5 protein-coding genes and 2 pseudogenes are annotated in these 6,170 nt (G+C 68.7%); 2 read left to right on the top strand and 5 right to left on the bottom strand.

Annotation, left to right across the window (positions count from 1 at the left end; all coding sequences use genetic code 11):
* Positions 1–1,384: pseudogene (locus C0461_RS12850) on the bottom strand (excinuclease ABC subunit A); the annotation flags it as partial.
* Positions 1,385–1,526: 142 nt separating this feature from the next.
* Between C0461_RS12850 and C0461_RS12855 the strand changes: the two are divergent.
* Positions 1,527–1,766 (top strand): hypothetical protein, encoded by a 240-nt coding sequence (locus tag C0461_RS12855; protein ID WP_292107568.1) that lies wholly within the window; start codon positions 1,527–1,529, stop codon positions 1,764–1,766.
* Between the two features lie 12 nt (positions 1,767–1,778).
* Here the strand turns inward: C0461_RS12855 and C0461_RS12860 are convergent, their stop codons facing one another.
* The 4 genes from C0461_RS12860 to C0461_RS12875 all read right to left on the bottom strand — a co-directional run bounded on the left by C0461_RS12860 (position 1,779) and on the right by C0461_RS12875 (position 5,799).
* Complete coding sequence (locus C0461_RS12860) at positions 1,779–2,417, bottom strand: protein-L-isoaspartate(D-aspartate) O-methyltransferase (protein ID WP_292107570.1); 639 nt, start codon at positions 2,415–2,417, stop codon at positions 1,779–1,781.
* Positions 2,414–3,214, bottom strand: a complete 801-nt coding sequence (gene surE / locus C0461_RS12865) for a 5'/3'-nucleotidase SurE (protein ID WP_292107572.1) — start codon at positions 3,212–3,214, stop codon at positions 2,414–2,416. Before surE ends, C0461_RS12860 begins: the two co-directional genes overlap by 4 nt.
* Positions 3,215–3,397: 183 nt before the next feature.
* On the bottom strand, positions 3,398–4,684 hold the full coding sequence (gene serS / locus C0461_RS12870; protein ID WP_292107574.1) for a serine--tRNA ligase: 1,287 nt from the start codon (positions 4,682–4,684) through the stop codon (positions 3,398–3,400).
* A 98-nt stretch (positions 4,685–4,782) separates the two neighbouring features.
* On the bottom strand, positions 4,783–5,799 hold the full coding sequence (locus tag C0461_RS12875) for a polyprenyl synthetase family protein (RefSeq protein ID WP_292107575.1): 1,017 nt from the start codon (positions 5,797–5,799) through the stop codon (positions 4,783–4,785).
* Positions 5,800–5,913: 114 nt separating this feature from the next.
* On the opposite strand from C0461_RS12875, the pseudogene C0461_RS12880 reads away from it, so the two are divergent.
* Positions 5,914–6,170 (top strand): annotated as a pseudogene (locus C0461_RS12880) (methyltransferase); the annotation flags it as partial.

Raw genomic sequence — 6,170 nt, forward strand, 5'->3', positions numbered from 1 at the left:
GCTGTTTCTCAGTGAGGCTGTCGTCCAGCCTCGTGAACCACAGGTGCGCCTTCGAGATGGACAGGCTGGAGATGTCGGCGATGTCCTCGCCACCCACCTTCACCGCCAGAGCCTCGGGCTTCAGGCGCTTGCCGCCGCACGCCTCACACGGCGTCTCGGACTGATAGCGCCCAAGCTCCTCGCGCACCCAGGCGGAGTCCGTCTCGCGCCAGCGCCGCTCAAGGTTCGGCACCACGCCCTCAAAGGCCTTGGCCACCTCGTACTTCCGGGCGTTGTCGTCGTAGGTGAATTTCACCTTTTCCTTCGTGCCTTGCAGGATCACGTCCTGGGCCTGCTGCGGCAGGTCGCGCCAGGCCACATCCATGGAAAAGCCGAAGTGCCGCGACAGCGACTGCAGGGTCTGGGTGTACAGCGGCGACGGCCCTCGCGCCCACGGCGCCACCGCGCCCTTGTGCAGGGTCTTGTCCCGGTCCGGCACCACCAGATCCGCGTCGAAGGCCAGCTTGACCCCCAGCCCGTCACAGGCCGGGCAGGCGCCGAACGGGTTGTTGAACGAAAACAGCCGCGGCTCGATCTCGCTGATGGTGAAGCCCGACACCGGGCAGGCGAAACGCTCCGAGAAGATGATCCGGCGCGGCTCCTCCTCGCCCTCCTTCACGTCCGCCCATTCCGCCGTGGCAAGGCCGTCGGCCAGGTTCAGGGCGGTCTGGATGCTGTCGGCGTAGCGGCTTTCCAGCCCGTTCTTGGTGACCAGCCGGTCCACCACGATGTCGATGTCGTGCTTGAACTTCTTGTCGAGCGTGGGGGCGTCCTCGATGGCGTGGAAGACGCCGTCGATCTTGACCCGCTGGTAGCCCTGGCGCTGCCACTCAGCCAGCTCCTTGCGGTACTCGCCCTTGCGGCCGCGCACCACGGGGGCCAACAGATACAGCCGCTCACCCTCGGGCAGGGCGGTCAGCTTGTCCACCATCTGGCTGACGGTCTGGCTCTCGATGGGCAGGCCGGTGGCCGGCGAATAGGGCACGCCCACCCGCGCCCACAGCAGGCGCATGTAGTCGTGGATCTCCGTCACCGTGCCGACCGTCGACCGGGGGTTCTTGGAGGTGGTCTTCTGCTCGATGGAGATGGCCGGCGACAGGCCCTCGATCAGGTCCACGTCGGGCTTGCCCATCAGCTCCAGGAACTGACGCGCATAGGCCGACAGGCTCTCCACATAGCGCCGCTGGCCCTCCGCATAGATGGTGTCGAACGCCAGGGATGACTTGCCCGACCCGGACAGGCCGGTCAGCACCACCAGCTTCCCACGCGGAATGTCCACGTCCACGCCCTTGAGATTGTGCTCGCGGGCGCCGCGAACGCGGATGAAATCGTGCTTGTCGGTCATGCGGAGGATTAAGCCGTCAGATGCAGGGAAGGTTCAGCCGGAACAGATACGCGACGGCCCTATATGGGGATCAATCCGCGTGATTCAGCAAGAACATTGTGGGAACATTGCGGCGTTTCACACCGTGAGGTATCGTTCGCCCATGGCCGATGGTTTCGACATCCAACTGAACGAGGATCAGGCCCGGCGCCTCAAGGCGGCGGCCGAAGCGTCCGGCGTCGATCCGGAGACTTACTTCATGCAGGCGCTTGAGCGGGCGATGGATGACGGCGAAGAGGCTCGTCGCTGGGCCGAATATCAGCGCACGGGTGAGACTATTCCTGTGGAGGAAGCACTCGCGACATTCAGCCGGGTGCTGAGCGAGAAACTGGCGCCGCGGTAAGCGTAGCCGCCCCTACCCTTCCTTCGCCACGCCCTCCACCAGCGGCACGAAACGCACTTCCATCAGGCTTTCGCGGCTGAAGGCGCCGTCCTCGTCGGCGGTGTAGCGGTTCAGCATCTGCACCGAGCCGCGCCCCACCGGGGCCACCAGCACCCCGCCGGGCTTCAGCTGGCGCAGCAGATCCTTCGGCTCGTGGGGCGAGGCGGCGGTGACCATGATGCGGTCGAAGGGCGCCTGTTCGGGCCAGCCCTCGCCCCCGTCGCCGTGCCGGGTGAAGACATTGTCCGTCCCCAGCGTCTTGAGACGGGCCTCCGCCTCCTTCAGCAGGCTCTTGTACCGTTCCACCGAATAGACGAACCGCGCCAGTCGGCTCAGCACCGCGCACTGGTATCCGCTGCCGGTGCCCACCTCCAGCACCCGGTGGCGGGGGCCGACCTGCAGCGCCTGGGTCATCAGACCCACCACATAGGGCTGGCTGATGGTCTGGGCGCAGTCGATGGGCAGGGCTTGGTCCTCCCACGCCTGCTCGAGGAATTTCTCGTGCACGAACACCGCGCGGTCCACCGACTCCATGGCCGCCAGCACGCGGGGGTCGGTCACCCCCTGCTGGCGCAGGCTCAGGATCAGCCGTCCGGCGCGGTCGTCTCTCATTCCGCCGCCTTCGCCACCTGCTTCGGCGGCGCGCCGCCGAGAACGCCCTTCAGATCATGCAGGCTTTCCCGGTGGGTCAGGTCGATGTGCAGGGGCGTGACCGAGATGCGGCCCTCGTCCATGGCGCGCAGGTCGGTCCCATCGGGGTGCTCCTGTTTGGCGCCCCGAAAGCTCATCCAGTAGTAGTCGCGCCCGCGCAGGTCGCAGCGCCGCACTGCATGCATCTCGCCGATGTCGCGGAAGCCCTGGCGCGTCACCTCTACCTGCTTGACCAGTTCGGGCGGCAGGGCGGGGAAGTTCACGTTCATCACAACCCCTTCGCGCCAGGTCTGGTCCAGCAGCCGGTTGATGATGGCCGGGGCGAAGGCCTCGGCCGTCTCCCAGTGGGCCGTCACCTCGTCGTGGAAGCGCTCCAGACTCTGGCTCAGAGCGATGGAGCGGATGCCGAAGGCCATGCCCTGCAGCGCCCCCGCCACCGTGCCGGAGTAGGAGCAGTCCTCGCCCACATTGTGCCCGCGATTGACGCCCGACAGCACCAGGTCGGGCCGATGGTCCGCCATCAGATCGTTGACCGCCAGCACCACGCAGTCCGTCGGCGTGCCGGTCACGGCGAAGCGCCGGTCGTTGACCCGGTTGACCCGCAGCGGCTCGGTCAGGGTGATCCCCCGCCCCTTGCCCGACTGCTCCACCGCCGGCGCCACGGTCCAGACGTCGTCGGACAGTTCACGCGCGATGCGCTCCAGACACTCCAGTCCCTCGGCCTCGATGCCGTCGTCGTTGGTGAGGAGGATTCTCATGCTGCTTCCTTCTCCCATTGGGAGAAGGGGGAACCCGCGCACCGGAGCGTAGCGAAGGTCCTGCGCGCGGGGGATGAGGGGCGGGTATTCAGGACGGCGACCACCGAACCCTCACCCTGCGCGCGAAGGAGCGGGCTGCTGGCGCATCCCGCTGCGCACAGCCCTCTCCCATCGGGAGAGGGGTTACGATCCCACATGCGTCATCCCTCCCATGTAGGGCTGCAACACCTCCGGCACGGCGATCCGTCCGGCTTCGTCCTGATAATTCTCCATCACCGCCACCAGAGTCCGGCCCACGGCGAGGCCCGACCCGTTCAGCGTATGGACGAACTCCGTCTTCTTCTCGCCGGCCCGCTTGAAGCGCGCGTCCATGCGGCGGGCCTGGAAGTCGCCGCAGTTGGAGCAGGAGCTGATCTCGCGGAACGTCCCCTGGCTGGGCAGCCAGACCTCAAGGTCAAAGGTCTTCATGGCCGCAAAGCCCATGTCGCCCTTGCACAGCAGCATGCGGCGATAGGGCAGGCCCAGCGCCTCCAGCACCGCCTCGGCGCAGCCGGTCATGCGCTCGTGCTCGGCGTCGGAGTCCTCGGGCCGGGTGATGGACACCATCTCCACCTTGGAGAACTGGTGCTGGCGGATCAGCCCGCGCGTGTCCCGCCCCGCCGACCCCGCCTCGGCCCGGAAGCACGGCGTCAGGGCAGTCAGGCGCATGGGCGCGGCGAGGTCGTCTTCGCTGAGGATTTGCTCGCGGACGAGATTGGTCAGGGAGACTTCGGCGGTGGGGATGAGCAGATGTTCGCCTACCCGGAACAAATCCTCCTCGAACTTCGGCAACTGCCCCGTCCCGAACATCGCCTCGTCGCGCACCAGGTACGGCGGGTTCACCTCCTGATATCCGTGCTTGTCCGTCTGCATGTCCAGCATGAACTGGCCGACGGCGCGCTCCAGCCGGGCCAGCCCGCCCTTGATCACCGCGAACCGCGCGCCGGACATCTTCGCCGCGGCCTCGAAGTCCAGCAGGCCCATGGCCTCGCCCAGATCGGCGTGATCCTTGGCCGGGCCGGTCCGGCGCGGCTCGCCCCAGGTCTTGACCTCGACGTTGCCCGCCTCGTCCTCGCCGTCGGGCACGTCCGCCGCCGCCAGGTTCTTCAGGCCCGCCAGCAGGTCGCGCAGTTCGGCGGCGATGGTCGCCTCGCGCTCGCCCGCCTCGGCGATAACGCCCTTCAGGGTCTCCACCTCGGCCTTCAGGCGATCGGCCTCGGCCGTGTCGCCCTTGCCCATGGCGGCGCCGATGGCCTTGGAGGCTGCGTTGCGCCCCGCCAGCGCCTCCTGCCCCTTGGTCTGGGCCGCGCGCAGATCGCGGTCCAGCTCGATGAGCTTCGCCACCACGCCGGACGCGTCCTCCACCCCCCGCGCGGACCAGCCCGCCACATAGGCGTCGGGGTTCTCACGGATGGCTCGAATGTCGTGCATGGCGCTCAGTCAGGCAGGGAACGGGAGGAAGCCGCATCCCTAGCGCCGGGCGCGGATTCCTTCAAATCCTTCCCTCTCTCACCAGAGGACGGAAGAGATCAGGCCGCCCGGCTGACAGCGAAATCGGCCAGAGAGGCCAGAGCTTGCCGCCATTCCCCGTCCGGCAGCACATCCAGCGCCGCCTTGGCCCGGTCGGCCCAGTCGCCGGCCTCCTCAAGGGTGGCGGTCAGGGCGCCGCTGGCCACGATCAGCGCGCGGGCGCGGGGGAAGTCATCCTCGGTCTGCTCGCGGCGGTCGATGGTGCGGGTCCAGAAGGCGGCCTCGGCCTCGCCGGTGCGCTCCATGGCGATCAGCAGGGGCAGAGTCACCTTGGCCTCGCGGAAATCGTCCCCCGCGTTCTTGCCCAGGGTCTCCGAGGCGCCGCCGTAGTCCAGGGCGTCGTCGGCCAGCTGGAACGCCACGCCCAGGGCCATGCCGTAGTCGCGCAGCGCCGTCACCTGGGCGTCGTCGGCCCCGGCGCCCAAGGCTCCGGATTCTGCGGCGGCGGCGAACAGTTCGGCGGTCTTGGCCTGGATGATCTTGAGATAGGTGTCGCGGTCCAGGGTGATGTCGTGGGCGCGGGTGAGCTGCAGCACCTCGCCCTCGGCGATGACCCCGGCGGCCCGGGCCAGCACGCCCAGGGCGCGCATGTTGTCGGTCTCCACCATCAGCTCGAAGGCGCGGGCGAACAGGAAGTCGCCCACCAGCACGCTGGAGGCCGCGCCCCAGATCAGGTGGGCCGCCACCTTGCCCCGGCGCAGCTCGGAGCCGTCCACCACATCGTCGTGCAGCAGGGTCGCCGTATGGATGAACTCCACCGCCGCGGCCAGGCTGACCGCCGCCTCCACCGGCCCGCCCGTCGCCCGCGCGGCGGCCACGGTCAGCAGGGGGCGCAGGCGCTTGCCGCCCGCCGCCACCAGATGCTCGGCCAGCAGCGGAATGACCGGCACGTCGGACTGCATGCGTTCGATGATCAGGGCGTCCACACGCCCCATGTCCGCCTCGGCCAGACGGACCAGCGGCGCCACGTCGCCTTTGGGGCGCGCCGGAACGGACAGGGCGGAGGATGCGTCCAAGGGGAAGACTCTTTCCAAACGCGCCGGGCGGCCCGGCCTTACAATTACGCCGTGCGTCTTGCCCGCAGACGACGCGGCGCACAATGGTGAGGGGGCCATCAGGGGTCAAGAAGCGTGAACGCCACACCCGAACAGATCGACGTGACCGAAAACGCCCTGCTGAACGGACGCGTGCGCCTGCGCCAGCCCGCGCGCGGCTACCGAGCCGGCATGGACGCCGCCCTGCTGGCCGCCGCCTGCCCCGCCCCGCCCGGCGAGCGGGTGATGGAGGCGGGCTGCGGCGCGGGCGCAGTGCTGATGCAGATCGCCGCCCGGCGCCCCGGCGTGGCATTGGCCGGGCTGGAACGGGACCCGGCCATGGCCGGACTGGC

This window comes from Brevundimonas sp. (genome assembly GCF_013823285.1).
Taxonomy (GTDB): domain Bacteria; phylum Pseudomonadota; class Alphaproteobacteria; order Caulobacterales; family Caulobacteraceae; genus Brevundimonas.

Excerpts from the sequence above, each read along its gene's own strand:
- C0461_RS12855 (WP_292107568.1), top strand. The coding sequence starts at position 1,527 with ATGGCCGATGGTTTCGACATCCAACTGAACGAGGATCAGGCCCGGCGC.
- C0461_RS12860 (WP_292107570.1), bottom strand. The coding sequence starts at position 2,417 with ATGAGAGACGACCGCGCCGGACGGCTGATCCTGAGCCTGCGCCAGCAG.
- surE (WP_292107572.1), bottom strand. The coding sequence starts at position 3,214 with ATGAGAATCCTCCTCACCAACGACGACGGCATCGAGGCCGAGGGACTG.
- serS (WP_292107574.1), bottom strand. The coding sequence starts at position 4,684 with ATGCACGACATTCGAGCCATCCGTGAGAACCCCGACGCCTATGTGGCG.